Genomic DNA, 19,015 nt, shown 5'->3' on the forward strand with positions numbered 1-19,015 from the left:
AGTAAGAGGACAAAAGCGATGGCAAAGATTATCGGGATCGATTTGGGAACCACGAATTCGTGCGTGGCCGTGATCGAAGGCGGGAAGCCGCGCGTCATTGAGAATAGCGAAGGCGATCGCACGACGCCGTCGGTCGTCGCCTATACGAACGATGGTGAGGTGTTGGTCGGCCAATCGGCCAAGCGTCAGGCGGTCACCAATCCCCAGAACACGCTCTACGCGGTGAAGCGCTTGGTGGGGCGGAAGTTCGATGATGAGATCGTGCAGCGCGACATCAAGATGGTGCCCTACAAGATCGTGCGCGCGAAGAACGGCGACGCGTGGGTCGAGGGGAATGGCAAACAGATGGCGCCGCCGGAGGTGTCAGCACGCGTTCTGCAGAAGATGAAAAAGACGGCCGAGGATTATCTTGGCGAGGAAGTGACCGAGGCGGTCATTACCGTTCCGGCCTATTTCAACGACGCCCAGAGGCAGGCGACCAAGGATGCCGGTCGGATCGCCGGCTTGAATGTGAAGCGCATCATCAATGAGCCGACCGCGGCGGCCCTGGCCTTTGGTCTCGACAAGAAGGAAGGCGACCGCAAGATCGCGGTCTATGACTTGGGTGGTGGCACCTTCGATATTTCGATTATCGAGATCGCTGAAGTCGATGGCGAACACCAGTTCGAGGTGTTGTCCACGAACGGGGATACCTTCCTGGGTGGCGAGGACTTCGATCTCAGGTTGATCGACTATCTGGCCGAGGAATTCAAGAAGGACGCAGGCATTGATCTGCACAAGGATCCGCTTGCGCTCCAGCGCCTGAAGGATGCGGCCGAGAAGGCCAAGATCGAGCTGTCTTCGAGTAGCCAGACAGATGTGAACCTCCCTTACATCACGGCGGATGCGAGCGGACCGAAGCACCTGAACGTGAAGATCACGCGCGCCAAGCTCGAGAGCCTGGTTGAGGAGTTGATCCGACGCACCGTCGAGCCCTGCAAGATCGCCTTGAAGGACGCGGGCCTGAAGGTCACCGAGGTCGACGACGTCATCCTCGTGGGTGGTCAGACGCGCATGCCCAAAGTGCAGGAGGCGGTACGGGACTTCTTCGGGAAGGAGCCGCGCAGAGACGTGAACCCCGACGAGGCGGTGGCGATCGGTGCCGCGGTCCAGGGCGGTGTGTTGGGCGGCGACGTAAAGGACGTTCTGTTGCTGGACGTGACGCCTCTGTCTCTCGGCATTGAGACCATGGGTGGCGTGATGACCAAACTTATACAGAAGAACACCACCATACCGACCAAGGCCGCGCAGGTATTCTCGACCGCCGAGGACAGTCAGACGGCGGTGACGGTGCATGTCCTGCAGGGCGAGCGCGAGATGGCGGCCGGCAACAAGTCGCTTGGCCGTTTCGACCTTACCGACATCCCGCCGGCGCCGCGGGGCGTGCCGCAGGTCGAGGTGACCTTCGACATCGACGCTAACGGCATTTTGCATGTGTCGGCGCGCGACAAGGCGACTGGCAAGGAGAATCGCATCGTCATCAAGTCGAGTTCCGGCTTGAGCGAGGCCGAGATTCAGCGCATGGTGCAGGATGCCGAGGCGCACGCCGAGGACGACCGCAAGGCGCACGAGCTGGTGGATGCCCGTAATCAGGCCGAGGCGCTCATCCATGGCACGCGCAAGTCCTTGAAGGATTTGGGCGATAAGGTGGCAGCCGCCGACAAGAGCGCGGCCGAGACGGCGATCACCGACCTGGAGACGGCTTTGAAGGGCGACGATAAGGCGGAGATCACGTCCAAGACCGAGGCGCTGGCCCAGGCAAGCCATAAGTTGACCGAGCAGATGTACGCGCAGGCCCAGGCCGGCGCCACGCCGGGTGCCGAAGGGCAGCAAGGCGGGGCGCAGCAGGGCTCGGACAATGTGGTCGACGCGGAATTCGAAGAGGTCAACGAGAATCGTCGCGAAAAGTAAGTAGGGGTAGGAGCGAATGGGGGCGCGGGCTGGGACTTCGGTTGACGCCCGTGCCTTTTTTCTTTTAAGGTCGGGCTTTTACAGTGCAGGCTTATGACGACGCGACGCGATTACTATGAGATCCTCGGTGTGGCCCGCGGGGCCGAAGACGCCGAGATCAAAAAGGCCTATCGCCGCATGGCGATGAAGTATCACCCGGACCGCAATCCCGACGACAAAAGCACGGAGGCGTTGTTCAAGGAGTGTCAGGAGGCCTATGACGTCCTAAGCGACCCGCAAAGGCGGACCGCCTACGATCAGTTCGGACATGCTGGGGTGCAGGGCGGCGCGGGTCCCGGGGCCGGCCCCTTCGGTGCCGGCGGGGGTTTCGCGGACATCTTCGACAACGTCTTTGGGGATATCTTTGGCGGCGGTGGCGCCCGTCGCGCGAACCAGGTGTATCGCGGCGCCGATGTGCGCTTCGCCCTGGATCTCTCTTTGGAGGATGCGGTCTTCGGGACCGAGGCCCGCATTCGCGTCCCGACCCTGGCGGCCTGTGATCTCTGTAAGGGGACCGGGGCGCGCGCGGGGAGCGTCCCGGCGAGCTGTCCTACCTGCGGCGGCCATGGTCAGGTGCGTATGCAGCAGGGCTTTTTTTCGATTCAGCAGACCTGCCCCAATTGCCGGGGTAGTGGGCGGGTCATCACGCAGCCCTGCGTCGAATGCCGCGGCGACGGCCGTGCGCGGCGCGCCAAGACCCTGTCGGTCACGATCCCGGCGGGCGTCGACGAGGGTGATCAGATCCGAGTGAGCGGACAGGGGGATGCCGGGGAAAACGGCGGGCCGTCCGGAGATCTCTACGTCCAGGTCAAACTAAAGCCCCACCCCCTGTTCCGTCGCGAGCAGGACGACCTGTACTGTAAGGTTCCGGTGCGTTTCGGCACGGTGGTTCTTGGGGGCGAGATCGAGATCCCGAGCCTCGATGGGCGCATGGCGCTTAAGATCCCGCCGGAGACGCAGACTGACAAGGTATTCCGGGTGCGCGGCAAGGGCGTTAAGAACGTGCGCACAGGCCACATCGGCGATCTCTTTTGCCAGATCACGGTGGAGACCCCGGTGAAGCTTACGCGCGCGCAGCGCGAGATGCTCGAGGCCTTTGAGACCTCGGTGCGCGAGGGGGGTGACCGCCATAGCCCGGTCGAGCACTCGTGGCTCGATAAGCTGCGCGGCTTCTTCGAACCCAAGGCACGAAGCTCCGGGGAATAAAAGCGGACGGCAGCCGTCCTTTGGGAATGACAATAAGGGGGGCTCGCCATGGCAGAGAAACGCAGATTCGATCCAACTCGCCGCCGGATCATCGTCGCCGCGGGCGGTGTTGCCGCGGCGATGGGATCCGGGACCGTACTCGCCGATTCGGCGGATAGTCTGAATCTGACCTTTCCGGGCCAGAAGGCCAAACACCACATCGTCTACCAGCTGAATCAGGCCGATCACGGCTATCAGCAGCACATCATGTCTTCGATTCAGGCCATGCTGCGCCGTTATGGGAGCTCGATCCATATCGTGGTAACCTGCTTCGCCGAAGGGATCAGTGTCGTCCTGAAGAAACCCGTACGCCCAGTCGCCCGGGACATCCGCACCGCCGTGGCGAGCCTGCACGACTATGGCGTGGACTTTCATGGATGCGGCAACACCTTGCGGACGCTCAAGCTTACGAAAGCGGCCTTGTTGCCGCTCGCCACCTACGTCCCCATGGGGGCCGCGGACCTGATGGAGCTTCAGCACAAGGGTTACGCCTATATCGCGTGGTAGTGGCGGCCGACGGGCCGGACCCCTGTCGGCGTCGGGATTCCAATCAGTAAGGGGGAAGTCATGAGGATAGCCGTGGCCGGGGCCACCGGTCGTATGGGGCGCGCCGTGCTTGCGGCACTGCGCGGTCAGGCTGACCTTGAGCTCTCCGGCGCGCTCGCCCGTACGGGTGACGCCGCCTGTGGGCAGGACGTCGCGGTGCTGGTGGGCGGGGCCGCCTTCGGCGTGCCCGTGACGGACGCCGTCGAGGAGGTCATCGCCGGTTGCGACATCCTGATTGATTTCACCCGGCCGGAGGCGAGCGATACGTATGCGGCGGTCTGCGCGCGTCTCGGGAAGGGGGCGGTTATCGGCACGACGGGCTTCCCGCCAGCGATGCTCGAGCGGCTGCAAAAGTGGGCCGAGGCGGGGCGCTTCGTGGTGGCCGCGAACATGAGCGTTGGTGTGACCCTGGCCTTGCATCTCTTGGAGATCGCCGCCCGGGTGCTCCCGGACGCCGATATCGAGATCCTGGAGGCCCACCATCGGCACAAGGTCGACGCACCCTCGGGGACCGCACTGCGTCTGGGCGAAGTGGCCGCCGCCGCCCGTGGCCAGCGCTTGGCCGACGTCGCCGTCTATGAGCGACACAAGCAGCGTGCGCCGCGTGTGCCCGGGACCATAGGCTTCGCCACGCTCCGCGCGGGCGAGATCGTAGGCGAGCACCGGGCCTATCTGGCTTCCCCCACGGAACGCCTCGAGATCGCGCATGTCGCCGACAACCGTCAGGTGTTTGCCGAGGGCGCCTTGCGTGCGGCCCGTTTTTTGATGAGCCGCCCAGCCGGCCTCTACGATATGCAGGACGTGCTCGGTCTGCGTTGATTTCGGACGGCTATCTCGTTACAATCCCCCGACAAATCCTTGTGAATAACTCGTTTTCCGGGCGGGAGCGGCGAAGAGCGGCTCCCGCTTTTGTATGTAAACCCTGAGGCGGGAGGTACCGTGGTGCAACCGGCATTGCTTGCTCTCGCCGACGGCACTGTGTTCGTCGGCGAGTCCATCGGGGCCGCCGGGGCTTCCCAGGGCGAGCTCGTCTTCAACACTGCCATGACCGGCTACCAGGAGATCCTTTCGGATCCTTCGTACGCCAGTCAGATCGTCACGCTTACCTATCCCCATATCGGCAATACGGGTGTCAATGTGCAAGACATGGAGGCTCCCCGGGTCCATGCCGCGGGGCTCGTCGTGCGGGACGCCCCGAGCCACTTCAGCAATTTTCGTAGCAACGAGGGCCTCGGGGCCTTTCTGCGGCGCCAGGGGGTGGTGGCCATCGCCGGGGTCGACACACGCGCGCTCACCCGGCGGCTGCGCGAGCACGGCGCCCAGAATGCAGCCATAGTGGCGGGTGATTTGGCGCAAGACCGGGCGGCGGCCATCGCCTTGGCACGCGCCTTCCCAGGGCTCGACGGTCTCGATCTCGCGCGGGTCGTGTCGACCGCACAGTCCTACACGTGGGACGAGGGGCTTTGGGAGACAGTGCCTCAGCCGCCGCAGTACCATGTTGTGGCCTTCGATTACGGGATTAAGCGCAACATCCTGCGCAGCCTGGTCGAAGTCGGGTGTCGTGTGACGGTGGTGCCGGCACAGACCCCGGCGGCGGAGGCTCTGGCCATGAAGCCCGACGGTGTGTTCCTTTCCAACGGGCCCGGCGATCCGAAGGCCTGTGATTACGCCATTGAGGCCGCGCGGGCGCTCATCGAGTCGGGCGTACCGCTCTTTGGGATCTGCCTTGGTCACCAGTTGCTCGGGCTTGCCGCGGGCGGGCGCACGGTAAAGATGAAGTTCGGTCACCACGGGGCCAACCACCCGGTCCTCGACGTGGACTCGGGGCGAGTCTTTATCACAAGCCAGAACCACGGCTTCGCGGTCGACGAGGGAAGCCTACCCCAGGGTCTGCGCGTGACCCATCGCTCGCTCTTTGATGGTTCGGTCCAGGGACTGGCGTTTGTTGATCGGCCCGTATTCTCTTTCCAGGGGCACCCCGAGGCGAGCCCCGGACCGCATGATGTTTCGCCCCTGTTTTCGCAGTTCGCAGCGCTGATGGGTGCGGCGCGCGACGCGATTCCGAGGTCCTGATGCCCAAGCGCGACGATATCAAGAGCGTTCTCATCATAGGCGCCGGGCCGATCGTGATCGGCCAAGGCTGCGAATTCGATTATTCCGGCACGCAGGCCTGCCGGGCCCTCAAGGAGGAGGGTCTGCGCGTCATTCTGGTGAATTCGAACCCGGCTACGATCATGACTGACCCCGATCTCGCCGACGCCACCTATGTGGAACCGATCAATTGGCGAGTGCTGGAGCGGATCATCGCCAAGGAGCGTCCCGACGCCTTGCTCCCGACCATGGGTGGCCAAACGGCGCTCAATTGCGCCCTCGACCTGGATCGCGAGGGAGTCTTGGAGCGTTATGGGGTACGCATGATCGGGGCCTCGAAGGCCGCGATCGACAAGGCTGAAGACCGCGAGCTCTTCAAGAAGGCTATGGAGTCGATTGGTCTGGGCGTGGCTAAGGGTGCCATCGCGCACAGCCTGGAGGAGGCCCTTCAGGTGCATGCGCTGGTGGGGTTTCCGGCGATCATCCGGCCCTCCTTCACGCTCGGCGGCACCGGGGGAGGCATCGCTTACAATCGCGAGGAGTTCGTGCAGTTGTGTGAGCGCGGGCTGGATGCCTCCCCAACCCACGAGCTTCTTATCGAGGAGTCCATCATCGGTTGGAAGGAATACGAGATGGAGGTCGTGCGCGACCGTCTCGACAACTGCATCATCGTCTGCGCCATCGAGAACATCGATCCGATGGGCGTGCACACAGGTGATTCCATCACCGTCGCCCCCGCGCAGACCCTGACGGACAAAGAGTACCAGAGGATGCGGGACGCCAGCATCGCCGTGTTGCGCGAGATCGGCGTGGAGACGGGCGGGTCGAACGTCCAGTTCGCGATCAACCCGCAGACTGGGCAAATGATTGTCATCGAGATGAATCCGCGCGTGTCCCGGTCATCGGCCCTCGCCTCCAAGGCGACCGGCTTTCCGATCGCCAAGGTGGCCGCCAAGCTCGCTATCGGCTACACCCTGGACGAGTTGCGCAACGATATTACCGGCGGAATGACGCCGGCATCCTTCGAGCCTAGCATCGACTACGTGGTCACGAAGATCCCCCGCTTTACCTTCGAGAAGTTCCCCAAGGCCGATCCGACGTTGACCACGCAAATGAAATCGGTCGGTGAGGTCATGGCGATCGGGCGCACCTTCCAGGAGTCATTGCAGAAGGCCATGCGCAGCCTCGAGATCGACAGTTATGGGTTCGAGCCGCGCGTGGACCGCGCAAGCGATGCGAAGGCTGCGCGCGATCGTCTGGTCCAGGAGTTGAAGGTGCCCGGGGCGGAGCGGCTCTGGTATGTGGCAGATGCCTTGCGCGCGGGCTTCACTCCGCACGAGGTGCACGAATTGACGCGCATCGATCCCTGGTTTGTCGCGCAGATCGCCGAGATCGTCGCCACCGAGGCGGAGATTGAGGAGTGGGGTGCATCGGGGGCGCTTGATGTCGCGCGCGTTCGGGGCTGGAAGCGGCGCGGGTTTTCGGATCGACGGATTGCGGCGCTTCTTCGTTGCGCTGAGGACTCGGTTCGCGCATTCCGTTACGCCCACGCCCTCCATCCCGTCTATAAGCGCGTCGATTCCTGCGCCGCCGAGTTTGGGTCGACGACCGCTTACATGTATTCGACCTACGAAGAGGAGTGCGAGGCCCTTCCGGAGAATTGCGACAAGGTCATCGTGCTCGGCAGCGGGCCCAACCGCATCGGTCAGGGTATTGAGTTCGATTACTGCTGCGTTCACGCCTCCATGGCCTTGCGTGAGAATGGCTATCAGACCATCATGGTCAACTGTAATCCGGAGACCGTATCCACAGATTATGATATCTCCGACAGGCTCTATTTTGAGCCCCTGACGCTTGAAGATGTGCTCGAGATCGCGCGCATCGAGCGGCCGACGGGCGTGATTGTGCAGTACGGGGGACAGACACCCCTGAAGCTCGCGCGCGGGCTTGCCGCCAATGGTGTTCCCATCGTCGGGACGAGCCCCGCTTGCATCGATCTGGCCGAGGATCGGGAACGCTTCCAGCACTTGATCACGGGCCTTGGCTTGTTGCAGCCGCCCAATCGCATCGCGCACAACGCGGTCGATGCGGTGGCATTGGCGGAGGAGACCGGATATCCGCTCGTCGTGCGACCCTCTTATGTCCTGGGGGGGCGCGCCATGGAAATCTGTCATAACAAGGACGACCTCGAGGTCTACATGCGGATCGCGGTTCGCGTGTCCGAGGACAGCCCCATTCTCCTCGACCGATTCTTGAGCGATGCGGTCGAAGTGGATGTCGATGCGGTCTCCGACGGCGAGCGGGTGGTGATCGCTGGGATCATGGAGCATATCGAGGAGGCGGGAGTCCATTCCGGCGATTCGGCCTGCTCGCTGCCGCCTTTCAGTCTTTCCGAGGCGCTGCAGGACGAATTGCGCCGCCAGACCGTGGCCTTGGCCAAGGCCCTGGATGTGGTGGGCCTCATGAACGTGCAGTTTGCGATCAAGGACCAGGACGTCTACGTACTCGAGGTGAACCCGCGGGCGTCCCGTACGATACCGTACGTCTCGAAGGCGACGGCTCGTCCGTTTGCCAAAATCGCGGCGCGCGTGATGATGGGCTATTCCCTTGAGAGCCAGGGGGTGGTCTCCGAGGTCGTACCTGCCTATTGCTCAGTGAAGGAGGCCGTTTTCCCGTTCATAAAGTTCCCGGGGGTCGATACCGTCCTCGGGCCCGAGATGAAATCGACGGGCGAAGTGATGGGGATCGGCAGGAGCTTCGGCGAGGCCTTCGCGAAATCGCAGATTGCCGCTGGTGCCGCGATTCCAGGTGGGGGCAGGCTCTTTATTAGTGTGCGCGACCGCGACCGGGGGCCGGCCGTGGCTATCGCTCGCTACTTCGCCGATCACGGGTTCGAGCTTCTGGCCACGCGCGGAACGGCGGCCGCGCTCGAGGCGGCGGGGCTCAAGGTGCGGGCGGTCAACAAGGTTTCCGAGGGTCGCCCGCATGTGGTGGATATGATCAAGAACGACGAGATTGATATTATCGTCAATACCGTTGCCGACAAACAGAGCATGGCCGACTCTTATCAGATTCGTCGCGAGGCCTTGCAGCATAAGGTGACGAACTATACGACGCTCGCCGCGGCGCGTGCAGCATGCGAGGCGCACGGGAACATGCAGGAGTTCGAGGTACGGTGTTTGCAGGACTTGCATAAGGAGATTGCGCATGATTAAGGTTCCTCTCACGGTAAGCGGCGCCGAGAAGCTGAAACAGGAGCTGCATCGCCTAAAGACCGTGGAGCGGCCGCGTATCATTCAAGCGATCGCGGAGGCTCGGGCGCACGGCGATTTGTCGGAAAACGCCGAATATCACGCGGCCAAGGAACAGCAGAGCTTCATCGAAGGACGGATCAGCGAGGTCGAGGCCAAGCTCGGTAACGCCCAGATCATCGATCCTTTGACCGTCAATGCGGGCGGGCGGGTTGTGTTCGGTGCGACCGTCGATCTGTTCGAGGAGGATGGGCAGCGCGAGGTGACCTACCAAATCGTTGGCGATGACGAGGCTGACATTCACAAGGGGAAGATCTCGATCAGCTCTCCCATTGCGCGCGCCTTGATCGGCAAGGAAGACGGGGATGTCGTGGAGGTCGTGGTTCCAGACGGGACCCGCCAGTATGAAATCCTGGGTATCCGTTACGTCTGAGCGGCGGTCGTTCGCGCCCGGTGTGGCGCGCGTGGCCGCGGTTTTTTGGATGGGCAGTCTCTGGACTACGGCCGCCGTGGTCGCGCTTTTGTTCTGGCGGCTCCCGCAGGCGGTCGCGGGCGGGCTTGCGGGCGATCTGTTCGCTGCGGGCCAGGGCCTCGGTCTCATTCTGGGCGGGGTTGTCGCGCAAACGGTCTCTCCCGGCCGTTATCGGCGTTTGGCCCAGATCGCTTGGGCGCTCGACGGCGCGTTCGCGCTTGTCATCCTGCCCATCATGGCCTATCTGCGCGCCGCACCGGATTTTGGTCCCCAAAGCCCCACCTGGGGCCTCTTCATGGCTATGCACGCCGTCTCTACCACGATCTACCTGATTGAAGGTGTACTGGGTCTCGTGGTCGTGGCCCGCGCCCTGTAGCCCAAAGAGCAAAGACGATGGCCCGCAACCGGTGGATGGATGAGCATTTCGCCGATCCCTATGTGAAGCGCGCCCAAGCGGAGGGTTATCGTTCGCGGGCGGCCTACAAGCTCATGGAAATCGACGCTCGCGACCATCTCATACGTCCCGACAGCGTCATCGCCGACTTAGGCTCGGCCCCAGGGGGCTTTTCCCAGTATGCGGCGGGTAGGCTCGGGCCTGCCGGTCGTCTGGTGGCGGTCGATGTCCTAGCCATGGATCCCTTGCCGGGTGTTACGTTTATTCAAGGCGATTTCACCGAGCCCGAATGCTATGCGCAGGTCCAAAGGGCCCTGGGGGACCGAGTGGATCTTGTAATTTCGGATATGGCCCCCAATATGAGCGGTGTGGGGGTGTCGGATCAGGCCCGGGCCGTTGGGCTTGCCGAGATCGCCCTGGATTTCGCCGCCTCGTGCTTGACCCGGGACGGTAGTTGTCTTATTAAGGTCTTTCAGGGTGCCGGATTTACGGAGCTATTGGCCGATATGCGGCGCCGTTTCCAACGGGTGGCCACGCGCAAACCGCCGGCGTCGCGCCCCCGTAGCCCCGAGGTCTACCTCCTCGGTACCGGGTTACGGCCTGTTGTGTCGGGACCGGAGTCGTAGGAGAATGGCGGCAGGCGCGTCTTTTGGGGCGCACGAGGTCACACCTTGAATAATCTCGCAAAGAATCTGCTGTTGTGGCTCATTATCGCCATCGTGCTGATGTCGGTTTTCAACAGCTTCGGTAACCACCACCCGGCGGTGCACTCCATCCCGTTTTCGCGGTTCATTAATCACGTGAAGCAGGGGCAGGTAGGCCGCGTCGTCATCAAGGGTCACGAGATCACGGGTATCACCAAGACCGGTCAGCGCTTTCAGACCTATACGCCGACCGACTCCGGATTGATCGACCAGCTGCTGAATAATGGCGTGAGCGTCGATGCCAAGCCGCCGGCGCAGCAGTCTTTGCTCCTGCAGATATTCATCAACTGGTTCCCATTGCTGCTGTTCGTCGGGGTGTGGATCTTCTTCATGCGCCAGATGCAGGGGGGCGGTGGCGGTCGCAGCGCGATGAGCTTTGGGAAGAGCAAAGCGCGGATGTTGACGGAAGACACCAATAAAGTGACATTCGACGACGTCGCGGGTGTCGAAGAAGCCAAGGAAGAGGTCAAGGAGTTGGTCGAGTTTCTGCGGGACCCGACGAAGTTCCAGAAGCTCGGCGGACGGATCCCGCGCGGGGTGCTCATGACCGGTAGCCCCGGTACCGGCAAGACGCTGCTCGCCAAGGCAATCGCCGGCGAAGCGAAGGTCCCTTTCTTCTCGATCTCGGGTTCGGATTTCGTCGAGATGTTCGTGGGTGTTGGCGCTTCGCGCGTTCGCGACATGTTCGACCAGGCGAAGAAGCACGCGCCATGCATCATCTTCATTGACGAGATTGATGCGGTCGGCCGCCAGCGCGGTGCAGGCCTCGGTGGCGGGCATGACGAGCGTGAGCAGACATTAAACCAGCTACTCGTGGAGATGGACGGGTTTGAGGGCAGCGAGGGTGTGATCGTGATCGCCGCCACCAACCGGCCCGACGTCCTGGATCCGGCCCTTCTGCGGCCAGGTCGTTTCGATCGGCAGGTCTTCGTGCCGCTGCCCGACATCCGGGGCCGTGAACAGATCATCCGTATCCATATGCGCAAGGTGCCGGTGTCGGATGACGTGGTCCCGAGTATTCTTGCCCGTGGGACACCTGGCTTTTCCGGCGCCGATCTGGCCAATCTCGTCAACGAGGCAGCCTTGTTTGCGGCACGCGCCAACAAGCGGCTCGTGGAGATGCAGGACTTTGAGCTCGCGAAAGACAAGATCGTCATGGGTGCCGAACGCCGGTCCATAGTGATGCCCGAGAAGGAGCGGATCAATACCGCGTACCATGAATCAGGCCACGCCGTGGTCGCGCGGTTATTGCCCAATACCGATCCTGTGCACAAGGTGACCATCATCCCGCGTGGCCGCGCACTGGGTGTGACGATGCAGCTGCCGACCGAGGATCGCTATAGCCACGATCGCGAGTACCTGCTGTCGACCGTTGCCGTGCTCATGGCAGGTCGCATAGCGGAGGAGGTCTTCATGCATCAGATGACCACTGGGGCGGCCAACGATTTTGAGCGGGCCACTGAGCTTGCGCGCAACATGGTGAGCCGCTGGGGTATGAGTGATCGGTTGGGTACGCGTGTGTACGGCGAGAACCAAAGCGAGGTCTTCCTCGGGCGCGACGTGACGACGCACAAGAATTTGAGCGATGCTACGGCGCAGCTCGTGGATGCCGAGATCCGTCGGATCATCGATGAGCAATACATACGCGCGCGGCGCGTCATCGAGACCAACAAGGACAAGGTGGAGATGATGGCCGGCATGCTCCTCGAGTGGGAGACGCTCGACACCGATCAGATCAACGATATCATGGAGGGCCGCAAGCCGCGCCCCCCGTACGGCTACAATGATCCCACCCCGGGCGGCGATAGTAGCGAGCCCAAGGCTGCGGATCGGGCCCTCGTGAAGCCCCGCATGGATACCCCGGCAGGGGAATCCCGGTAGCGGCGCGATGGGCGAGGCGTGTAAGGCCGCGGCATCTTGGCTGCGGCCGGATGGCCGAGTTGCTATTATGGGCATCTTGAATGTGACCCCCGATTCGTTTTCGGACGGGGGTCTTTTTTTGGCCCGCGATCAGGCGCTCAAACATGTTGAAGCCATGGTCGCGGCGGGGGCCGATATTATAGATATAGGCGGCGAGTCGACACGTCCGGGGGCCAGCCCCGTGAGTCCCGAAGAGGAGTGCGAACGCGTCATCCCGGTCCTGGAGGCGCTCTGTGGCCGGCTCCCCGTGTCGTTCTCGGTGGATACCTCCGAGCCTTTAGTTATGACCGAGGCAGTCGCGGCGGGGGCCTCCCTGATTAATGATGTTCGTGCCCTGACGAGACCCGGAGCCCTGGCCGCGGCGGCCAAGCTCGGCGTACCGGTTTGTCTGATGCATGAGCCGGGCGGATCGTCCATGATGGGGACGCGTAGCAGTTCGGGTGACGTCGTGGGCGAGGTGAAATCCTATCTTGCCCAGCGCCTGGAAGCGGCGCGCCTAGCGGGCATCCCCAGCGATCGTATCATCGTCGACCCGGGGTTTGGTTTCGGCAAGGATTTGGCCGAGAACCGCAGTCTGTTGTTCGATTTGCCAGAGATTGCGGCATTGGCCCCGGTTCTAGTCGGCATCTCCCGTAAGCGTATGACGGGCGAGCCCTGGGGTTTGCCTGCGGGCGCGCGGCTTCAGACCAGTGTCGCGCTGGCACTGGCCGCGATCCAAGGCGGCGCGAAGGTCGTGCGTGTGCATGATGTGCGCGAGACGCGGGAGGCGGTGCGCGCGTGGGAATGGGTATTCGAACCTAAGGAGCGGGTAGCGTGAAGCGTCAGTATTTTGGTACGGACGGAATGCGGGGACGGGTCGGCGAGGAGCCGATTACCCCGGAGACCGTCTTGAAGTTGGGTTGGGCGGCCGGACGGGTGCTCTTGGCAAAGGGCGAGGACCGCGGCAGCGTGTTGATTGGAAAGGATACGCGGATCTCGGGTTATCTACTCGAATCCGCTCTTGAGGCGGGTCTTTCGGCGGCCGGGGCGGACATACGCCTGATAGGGCCCATGCCCACCCCCGGCATTGCCTATCTGACGCGCACCGCGCGCGCCCAGGCGGGGATCGTCATCAGCGCCTCGCACAATCCCTACGAAGACAACGGTATCAAGTTTTTTTCGTCGCTTGGCACCAAGCTGCCCGATGAAGTGGAATGCGCGATAGAGGCCATGATGCGCAAGCCCATGCGTACGGTGCCGTCGGCCGAACTGGGAAAGGTGCGCCGTTTCCCGGATGCGGCCGGCCGCTATATCGAGTTTTGCAAGAGCACCTTCCCTTATCGCCTTGGGCTTGAGGGCCTGAAGATTGTGGTCGACTGCGCCCACGGGGCAGCCTATCAGATCGCCCCTCATGTCTTCGGTGAGCTGGGGGCGGAGGTCGTGGCGATCGGCAATGCACCGGATGGGTTCAATATCAATTGCGCCTGCGGATCGACCTGTCCGGAGACCTTGCGGCAGGCGGTCCTGGCGGCGGACGCCGACCTCGGTATTGCTTTGGATGGCGACGGCGATCGCGTGGTCATGGTCGATCGGCACGGCTGCACGATCGATGGCGACCGCATCCTGTATATCATCGCCGCACACCGGAAGCGTTTGGGCGTCCCGGTGCCGGGCGTGGCCGGCACCCTCATGAGCAACGTGGGTCTCGAGCAAGCCCTGAAGCGCTTGGAGATCCCCTTCGCGCGCGCCGCAGTGGGCGACCGCTATGTGATGGCGCTCTTGGCGGAGCAGGGCTGGGATTTGGGTGGCGAGGCCTCAGGACACGTGATTTGTCTGGATAAGAGCACGACGGGCGATGGCGTGATCGCCGCCTTGCAGGTGCTTGCCGCTATGCGCGAGTCCGAACGCAGTCTCGCGGAACTGGCCGAAGGGATGTCCGTCTACCCGCAGGCGCTCGTGAATGTCACCTTGAATCGCGGGGTGTCGGCGCGCGAGGTGGTACGGGCCCCAGAGGTGGTTGCCATCCTCCATGAGGTCGAGCGTCGCCTGGGGAGCGCCGGTCGAGTGGTCTTGCGGCCGTCCGGGACTGAGCCCGTCGTGCGCGTCATGGTTGAGGCGGCTGAAGCCCAGATGGTGGCCGACCTTACCGAACAACTTGCCGCGGCCGTCACCAAAGCGGCCGCCGGTGCTGCTGTTGCCTGATATGGGCATAGCGCGCGGCCTGAAACGAGAGCCGGATTTTTCCGGGCTCGAAAATTGCTTTCCACCGGGCTTGCCGGTAACATCTGCGCGCGTTTCAGAAGAATATGTGGGGGGGCCGTGCGGCAGCCGTTGGTTATGGGTAACTGGAAGATGAACGGCCGCCGCTCCATGGTCGAGAGTTTGTTGAAGGCCGTCATGGCCGACATCGGTGATCTGTTCGGTGTCGAGGTCGTGGTATGCCCCCCTTATCCGTACCTCGGCTTGGTCATGGATAGGCTCGCCGCAAACAGCACCGTTGTCTGCGGGGCGCAGGACGTGAGTGCGTATACGGACGGCGCCTACACGGGCGAGGTATCGGCCGAGATGGCGCGCGACGTGGGCTGTCGATTTGCTATCATAGGTCACTCGGAGCGTCGCACCCTGTTTGGGGAGACCGATGCGGTGGTGGCGCAGAAATTTGCGCGCTCGCTCGCAGCCGATCTGACGCCCGTCCTTTGTGTGGGCGAGACGACGGCCGAGCGTGACGCGGGACGTACGCAGGAAGTGATTCTTCGGCAGCTTTCCGCAGTATTCAAAGAGTGCGGGAGCAGTGCCTTCGAGCGCGCGGTGGTCGCCTACGAGCCGGTCTGGGCGATCGGCACGGGACGCGCGGCGAGCCCCGAAGAAGCGCAGACGGTTCACCGGTTCATCCGGGATGTCGTTGCGCGGCAGAGCGCAGAGGCGGCAGGGCGCTTGCGCATATTGTATGGCGGCAGCGTCAAGGCGCAGAACGCGCGCGAGCTGTTCGGGCAGGACGATATAGATGGCGGCCTGATAGGGGGCGCGTCACTCGCGGGCGCCGACTTCGTTGGTATTTGCCGCGCGGCATGCATCGGGTAATAAGGGCGTCATGACGGTTTTTTTGGTGGTCTTACAGATTTTGGTTGCGCTCACGCTGATCGGGGTCGTGCTCTTGCAGCATGGCAAGGGGGCCGATATGGGCGCTTCTTTCGGCGGCGGATCATCGCAGACCTTGTTCGGGGCGCGCGGTTCGGCGACTTTTCTAAGCCGTATGACCGCCGTGCTCGCGACCTTATTTTTTATAACGAGTTTAGGGCTCGCCTATCTTTCGGCACACCCGCGTTCTTTGCGGAGCGTGACCGAGATCGTGCGGCCCGCGGCCCCGGCCGCGCCGGTGCCGCAAACGCAGCCGGCTGCGCCGGTACCGCAATCCCCGTCCACTGTCCCGGGCATACCGGACCACAAGGTCCCTTAGTGCGCGGTCTAGGATTAAGGACGGGATAGAGTCGAGTTCGCCGAAGTGGTGGAATTGGTAGACACGCCGTCTTGAGGGGGCGGTGGCGCAAGCTGTGCGGGTTCGAGTCCCGCCTTCGGCACCAGATTTTCCTCCAGCCCGCCTCTCTCGAGGATGGCTAACCGCTTGAAATAGAATAAAACTATAGGGTGCGCCCTTGCTTGACTTGCGCGCGCAGGGGTGTCTAGACTAACCAACCCGGCGGCTTTCAGCCACGCCCGAGGTCCATCTCGAGGAAAGCGGATGTTACAAAATTATCTGCCTATTCTGATCTTCATAGGCGTAGGCGTCGTCGTCGGCGTCCTACCGATGGTCCTCGGCCGCTTGCTTGCCCCTCACCACCCGGATGCCGCCAAGCTCTCGCCCTACGAATGCGGCTTCGAGGCGTTCGAGGATTCGCGCATGAAGTTCGATGTGCGCTACTACCTCGTCGCCATCCTATTCATCGTCTTCGATCTCGAGATCGCGTTTTTGTTCCCGTGGGCCGTGGCCCTAAAGCAGATCGGTCGCCCGGGGTTTTTGGCTATGGTTTTATTCCTGGGAATTCTGGTCGTGGGATTTGTCTATGAGTGGATGAAAGGGGCGCTCGAGTGGGAGTAGAAGGCATTCTCGACAAGGGCTGGGTCGTCACATCCGCGGACAAGGTGATCAACTGGACGCGGACGGGGTCCTTGTGGCCCATGACGTTCGGGCTTGCCTGTTGCGCAGTCGAGATGATGCATGCCGGCGCCGCGCGTTATGACCTGGATCGCTTCGGTGTGGTGTTTCGGCCGAGTCCCCGGCAGTCGGATGTGATGATCGTGGCGGGCACCTTGGTCAATAAGATGGCCCCGGCCTTGCGCAAGGTTTATGACCAGATGGCGGAGCCGCGTTGGGTCATTTCCATGGGATCGTGCGCCAATGGAGGCGGGTACTATCACTACTCATACGCCGTGGTACGCGGCTGTGACCGGATTGTGCCGGTGGATGTCTATGTACCCGGGTGTCCGCCCACAGCGGAAGCCCTCCTCTATGGGATCATCCAGCTTCAAAACAAAATTCGGCGCACGAACACGATCGCGCGTTGAACCCGACATAGGGCTCCCTTAAGTCATGACCACGCAAGAGGCCTTCCTCGACTATGCCCGAAAAACCTTCGGGGACGCGCTCGCCTCCGTCACGGTGGAGCACGGCGAGGTAACGTTTGTGGTGCCGCGCGCGAGATGGCTTGCGACCTGCCAGACCTTGCGCGATGAGCCCGCGTTTCACTTCGAGCAGCTTATCGATCTTTGCGGCGTGGATTATCTGACTTATGGGGAAAGAGAACGATGCGAGCCGCGGTTCGCGGTCGTGGCGCATCTTCTGTCTCTCGCCCACAACCGGCGCCTGAGGGTTCGTGCGTTCCTCGACGACGAGCAGCCGACGATCGCCTCCGTGACAGGAGTCTGGAACTCAGCCGATTGGTATGAGCGCGAGGCCTTCGATCTGTTTGGTTTTATCTTCGAGGGGCATAAGGATTTGCGGCGCTTGTTGACGGACTACGGGTTTGTAGGCCACCCGTTCCGAAAGGATTTTCCGATTTCAGGGCGCGTGGAGGTGCGCTATGACCCCGACAAGCGGCGCGTGGTGTACGAGCCTGTCAGCATAGAACCGCGCGTGCTCGTCCCGCGCGTGATCCGAGAGGAGGGCTACGGTGGCAGAGATTCGTAATTACACGATGAACTTTGGACCGCAGCATCCCTCGGCCCACGGCGTGCTGCGACTCGTCTTGGAACTCGACGGTGAGGTCGTGGAGCGCGCGGATCCGCATATCGGACTTCTGCATCGCGCGACCGAGAAGCTCGCCGAAACTAAGCCCTACAACCAGTCCATCCCCTACATGGACCGACTCGATTACGTCTCCATGATGGCCAATGAGCACGCCTACGTCATGGCCCTGGAGAAGCTTCTGAAGGTCGAGGTGCCGATCCGCGCACAGTACATCCGCGTGATGTTCGACGAACTGACGCGTATCTTGAACCACCTGCTGTGGCTTGGGGCGCACGCGCTTGATATCGGCGCGATGACGGTGTTTCTGTACGCCTTCCGCGAGCGCGAGGATCTTATGGACGCCTACGAGGCTGTGTCGGGGGCGCGCATGCATGCCACTTATTATCGGGTGGGCGGGGTCTACCGGGATCTGCCGGACAGCATGCCTCGCTACAGTGTGTCGCGTTGGCACGACGAGAAGGACGTGGCGCGCATGAATGCCAATCGAGAGGGCAGCCTCCTCGATTTTCTTGGCGATTTTTGCCGGCGCTTCCCGGGCTACGTAGACGACTATGAGACCTTGCTCACCGATAATCGCATCTGGAAGCAGAGGACTGTGGGCATAGGTGTCGTGAGTCCGGAGCGCGCCCTGCAGCTTGGTTTTACGGGTCCGATGCTCAGGGGATCCGGCGTCGAGTGGGATCTTCGCAAGAAGCAGCCCTACGAGGTATACGACAAGCTGGATTTCGACATACCGGTCGGGGTCCAGGGGGATTGTTATGATCGCTACCTCGTACGCGTCGAGGAGATGCGCCAGTCCAACCGGATCGTGACCCAATGTATCGATTGGCTGCGCAAGAATCCGGGCCCCGTGATCGTGAGTGACCATAAGGTTGTGCCGCCCTCGCGCGAGGAAATGAAGGCCGACATGGAGGCCTTGATCCATCACTTCAAGCTGTTTACGGAAGGTTACTCGGTGCCGGCGGGCGAGGCCTATGCGGCGGTCGAGCACCCCAAGGGCGAGTTCGGCATCTACCTTGTGTCGGACGGCGCCAATAAGCCGTTCCGCGTAAAGATCAGGGCGCCGGGTTTCGCGCATCTGGCGGCCTTGGACGAAATGACCCGCGGGCACATGATCGCCGATGTCGTGGCGATCATCGGCACCCAGGACATCGTTTTCGGCGAAGTTGACAGGTGAGC

At 62.4% G+C, this 19,015-nt stretch carries 18 protein-coding genes and 1 tRNA gene; all 19 read left to right on the forward strand.

What is annotated here, in order from left to right:
* The first annotated feature begins 18 nt into the window (after positions 1-18).
* The 19 genes from dnaK (at position 19) to ACYCTF_RS00300 (ending at position 19,013) form a co-directional block, all read left to right on the forward strand.
* Positions 19-1,950, forward strand: coding sequence for a molecular chaperone DnaK (dnaK, locus tag ACYCTF_RS00210; protein WP_461282176.1), 1,932 nt, complete (start codon positions 19-21; stop codon positions 1,948-1,950).
* A 93-nt stretch (positions 1,951-2,043) separates the two neighbouring features.
* Positions 2,044-3,195: a molecular chaperone DnaJ gene (dnaJ, locus tag ACYCTF_RS00215; protein WP_461282177.1), complete on the forward strand. Its 1,152-nt coding sequence runs from the start codon at positions 2,044-2,046 to the stop codon at positions 3,193-3,195.
* A 48-nt stretch (positions 3,196-3,243) separates the two neighbouring features.
* Complete coding sequence (locus ACYCTF_RS00220) at positions 3,244-3,741, forward strand: DsrE family protein (protein ID WP_461282178.1); 498 nt, start codon at positions 3,244-3,246, stop codon at positions 3,739-3,741.
* 60 nt (positions 3,742-3,801) lie between these two features.
* Positions 3,802-4,599: a 4-hydroxy-tetrahydrodipicolinate reductase gene (gene dapB, locus ACYCTF_RS00225; RefSeq protein ID WP_461282179.1), complete on the forward strand. Its 798-nt coding sequence runs from the start codon at positions 3,802-3,804 to the stop codon at positions 4,597-4,599.
* Between the two features lie 120 nt (positions 4,600-4,719).
* Positions 4,720-5,853, forward strand: coding sequence for a glutamine-hydrolyzing carbamoyl-phosphate synthase small subunit (gene carA / locus ACYCTF_RS00230; protein ID WP_461282180.1), 1,134 nt, complete (start codon positions 4,720-4,722; stop codon positions 5,851-5,853).
* Entirely contained in the window at positions 5,853-9,086 is a 3,234-nt protein-coding gene (carB, locus tag ACYCTF_RS00235; RefSeq protein WP_461282181.1) for a carbamoyl-phosphate synthase large subunit, read from the forward strand. Before carA ends, carB begins: the two co-directional genes overlap by 1 nt.
* Positions 9,079-9,555 (forward strand): transcription elongation factor GreA, encoded by a 477-nt coding sequence (greA, locus tag ACYCTF_RS00240; RefSeq protein WP_461282182.1) that lies wholly within the window; start codon positions 9,079-9,081, stop codon positions 9,553-9,555. Before carB ends, greA begins: the two co-directional genes overlap by 8 nt.
* Entirely contained in the window at positions 9,527-9,970 is a 444-nt protein-coding gene (locus ACYCTF_RS00245) for a hypothetical protein (protein WP_461282183.1), read from the forward strand. Before greA ends, ACYCTF_RS00245 begins: the two co-directional genes overlap by 29 nt.
* 17 nt (positions 9,971-9,987) lie before the next feature.
* On the forward strand, positions 9,988-10,614 hold the full coding sequence (locus ACYCTF_RS00250; protein WP_461282184.1) for an RlmE family RNA methyltransferase: 627 nt from the start codon (positions 9,988-9,990) through the stop codon (positions 10,612-10,614).
* A gap of 45 nt (positions 10,615-10,659) precedes the next feature.
* Positions 10,660-12,573 (forward strand): ATP-dependent zinc metalloprotease FtsH, encoded by a 1,914-nt coding sequence (gene ftsH / locus ACYCTF_RS00255; protein ID WP_461282185.1) that lies wholly within the window; start codon positions 10,660-10,662, stop codon positions 12,571-12,573.
* Positions 12,574-12,640: 67 nt separating this feature from the next.
* Positions 12,641-13,429 (forward strand): dihydropteroate synthase, encoded by a 789-nt coding sequence (folP, locus tag ACYCTF_RS00260; protein WP_461284401.1) that lies wholly within the window; start codon positions 12,641-12,643, stop codon positions 13,427-13,429.
* Positions 13,426-14,793, forward strand: a complete 1,368-nt coding sequence (glmM, locus tag ACYCTF_RS00265; protein WP_461282187.1) for a phosphoglucosamine mutase — start codon at positions 13,426-13,428, stop codon at positions 14,791-14,793. The genes folP and glmM overlap by 4 nt, the downstream gene beginning before the upstream one ends.
* Before the next feature lie 117 nt (positions 14,794-14,910).
* A complete protein-coding gene (gene tpiA / locus ACYCTF_RS00270; protein ID WP_461282188.1) occupies positions 14,911-15,672 on the forward strand; it encodes a triose-phosphate isomerase in 762 nt (253 codons plus the stop codon).
* Between the two features lie 10 nt (positions 15,673-15,682).
* On the forward strand, positions 15,683-16,048 hold the full coding sequence (gene secG / locus ACYCTF_RS00275) for a preprotein translocase subunit SecG (protein WP_461282189.1): 366 nt from the start codon (positions 15,683-15,685) through the stop codon (positions 16,046-16,048).
* Between the two features lie 39 nt (positions 16,049-16,087).
* A tRNA-Leu gene (locus ACYCTF_RS00280) sits at positions 16,088-16,172 on the forward strand.
* A gap of 158 nt (positions 16,173-16,330) precedes the next feature.
* Complete coding sequence (locus ACYCTF_RS00285; protein WP_461282190.1) at positions 16,331-16,687, forward strand: NADH-quinone oxidoreductase subunit A; 357 nt, start codon at positions 16,331-16,333, stop codon at positions 16,685-16,687.
* Positions 16,678-17,154: a NuoB/complex I 20 kDa subunit family protein gene (locus ACYCTF_RS00290; RefSeq protein WP_461282191.1), complete on the forward strand. Its 477-nt coding sequence runs from the start codon at positions 16,678-16,680 to the stop codon at positions 17,152-17,154. The genes ACYCTF_RS00285 and ACYCTF_RS00290 overlap by 10 nt, the downstream gene beginning before the upstream one ends.
* A gap of 25 nt (positions 17,155-17,179) precedes the next feature.
* Positions 17,180-17,776, forward strand: coding sequence for an NADH-quinone oxidoreductase subunit C (locus tag ACYCTF_RS00295; protein WP_461282192.1), 597 nt, complete (start codon positions 17,180-17,182; stop codon positions 17,774-17,776).
* Complete coding sequence (locus ACYCTF_RS00300; RefSeq protein ID WP_461282193.1) at positions 17,760-19,013, forward strand: NADH-quinone oxidoreductase subunit D; 1,254 nt, start codon at positions 17,760-17,762, stop codon at positions 19,011-19,013. The genes ACYCTF_RS00295 and ACYCTF_RS00300 overlap by 17 nt, the downstream gene beginning before the upstream one ends.
* Positions 19,014-19,015: the final 2 nt, after the last annotated feature.

This window comes from Acidiferrobacter sp. (assembly GCF_054609335.1).